The 2065-nt window shown below is 71.2% G+C and carries 3 protein-coding genes; 2 read left to right on the forward strand and 1 reads right to left on the reverse strand.

Annotated features, from left to right (window positions below; all coding sequences use genetic code 11):
* Positions 1 to 490: hypothetical protein (locus tag VGW35_17420; GenBank protein HEV8309443.1), on the forward strand; the 490-nt coding region annotated here is incomplete at its 5' end.
* Between the two features lie 9 nt (positions 491 to 499).
* On the opposite strand, the gene VGW35_17425 is transcribed toward VGW35_17420, so the two are convergent.
* A complete protein-coding gene (locus VGW35_17425) occupies positions 500 to 1045 on the reverse strand; it encodes a Mut7-C RNAse domain-containing protein (GenBank protein HEV8309444.1) in 546 nt (181 codons plus the stop codon).
* A 25-nt stretch (positions 1046 to 1070) separates the two neighbouring features.
* On the opposite strand from VGW35_17425, the gene VGW35_17430 reads away from it, so the two are divergent.
* Positions 1071 to 2065 (forward strand): hypothetical protein (locus VGW35_17430; protein HEV8309445.1); only part of this gene is annotated, 995 nt, incomplete at its 3' end.

A 2065-nucleotide genomic window follows, 5' to 3' on the forward strand; every position in this document is an offset into this window, starting at 1 on the left:
CATGAAGACGCGCCGATGGCTCATCGTCGTCCAGCAGGGGCACCGTGAACTCTACGAGTTCCTGCGCCAAAACTTCATGGCGGAGGCGCCCATCGACCTGATTTACGAGCGACGGGTCGGGGAACGTCGCCGTGGCGGCAACGCGCCGAGATCGGATCGACGCCAGGCGGATCGCCGGCAGCGACGGCCGACCGCCTGGTTCTTTCAGGGCGGCCTGCGGGATGCTGGCCGAAGTCCGGCCGAGACATCGGGACGCGCCGAGACTGCTCCGAAGCCGGCGGCCGAGATTGGCTCGAAGCGCTGTCCTGAGTGCGGCCTCGTGGTCGGATTCGAGATGCCGCGATTTCCCCAGCCGCCTTCGCGGATCGAAGTCGAGGTGATTCACCTGAAAGATTCGGCCGCGGGCCGTCACCAAATCGAGGTGGCCGCCTTCTCCGGGTCAGGCCGCCCGCTCCTGGTGCAGCGCATCCAGCCGAGTCCCCAGCGATAAGTTCGGCGGTCAGTCGCCGCGCGGCGTGCCCGGTTGCGGGAGGCCCTCCCGAGACGGGCTCAGATAGGGATGAAGCCGGCCCAGGATCCCCCGCGCGTGCGTGCCCGCCCAGAACACACGCCGGCATCCCGCGCACTCCCAGAACTCGGTCTGGGTCGCCAGGGTGTAGGGAGGCACCCGGTCGCGCACCTGGGCGGGGCGACGAGAGGCGAGCACGCCGTTGCACTCCAGGCAGCGACTGAGCGGAGCCCGGGAGACGAGTCCGCAGGCGTCCATCACCCCGCGCAGCTGGGCGTCGAGATCCTCGGCGCGGACCAGGAGCCCCGCGGCCCCCGCCCGCGCCGCCAGCCCCGCGTCGCGGGTGAGGAGGCGCCGCCGCTCGCGTAACGCGATCCCCAGGAGCCGCGAGTCCGGCGCATCCCGGAAGTAGAGCGTGTCGTAACCGAGCGCCCTGAGCCAGCGCGCCAGCTTCCCGAGCATCACATCGGCCACGAACCGCGTCTCGCTCACCAGTGTCACCGGACGGCGCCAGGCCTCGGGTTGCGGCCTCGTCACCCGTATTGTATCCTGCCCGCGCCCCATGCTCCTGCCCACGGCCGAACGCCTGTACCGGATCCTCTATCACGGCTTCCTGTCGCGCCTTCCCGAGGACCGGGCGGTGCGGATCGGCCAATCGCTCCTTCGCATCCTCCCCGTCGAGCGCTTCCCGGTCTTCACCCTCGACGACCCGCGCCTCGCCGTGGATCTCGCCGGCGTCCGCCTCCCGAACCCCGTGATCCTGTCCTCCATGTACTACGACCCGACGATCCTCCGGAAGGCGATGGCCCTCGGCTTCGGGGCCGTCACGACCAAGAGCATCACGCTCGGGCCGCGGCCCGGGCATCCGGAGCCGAACCTCGTGCGCATCACCACGCCCGAGGGGGCGGGCCTCGTCAACTGCAACGGCTTCCGGAACCCGGGACTCCAGGCGTTCCGCGCCGAGCTGGGACGATTGCCGCACTGGCGGCCGGTCATCGTGAGCGTGGCCGGCGAGTCGCCGGCGGAGTACCGGCAGCTGGTCGAGGAGCTCGAGGCCTTCGGTGACCTCGTCGAGCTGAACATCTCCTCGCCCAACACCCGCCTCGTCTACGAGCTGTCAGCCGCGCCGGAGCGCGTCCGCGCGCTCCTCAAGGAGGTCCGGGCGGCGACGGCCCGGCCGATCATCGTGAAGCTCTCGCCCGATTACCCGGAGGAGAACCGGCGCGCGATCGTGCCCGCGATCCTGGAGACAGGCGTCGACGTCGTCAACTACGGGAACACGCGCCGGGTCACGGACGCGCGCCTCTCGCAGGGCACCGGCGGGCTCTCCGGACCCGCGCTCTTCCCCGGCGTCCTGCTGGCGCTTCGCGAGCTCCGCCGTGCGCTGGATCCGCGGGTGAGGCTCATCGCGACGGGGGGGATCGACACCCCGGCCAAGGCGCTGGCGGCGATCGAGGCGGGGGCCGACGCCGTGAGCTACTTCACCGCCTTCGTCACGCGCGGCCCGACGCTGCCGCGCCGAATCGGCGAAGCCCTCCTCGGAGCCCTCGACACCCG

This window comes from Candidatus Methylomirabilota bacterium, from assembly GCA_036005065.1.
Classification (GTDB): Bacteria; Methylomirabilota; Methylomirabilia; order Rokubacteriales; family DASRDR01; genus DASYQW01.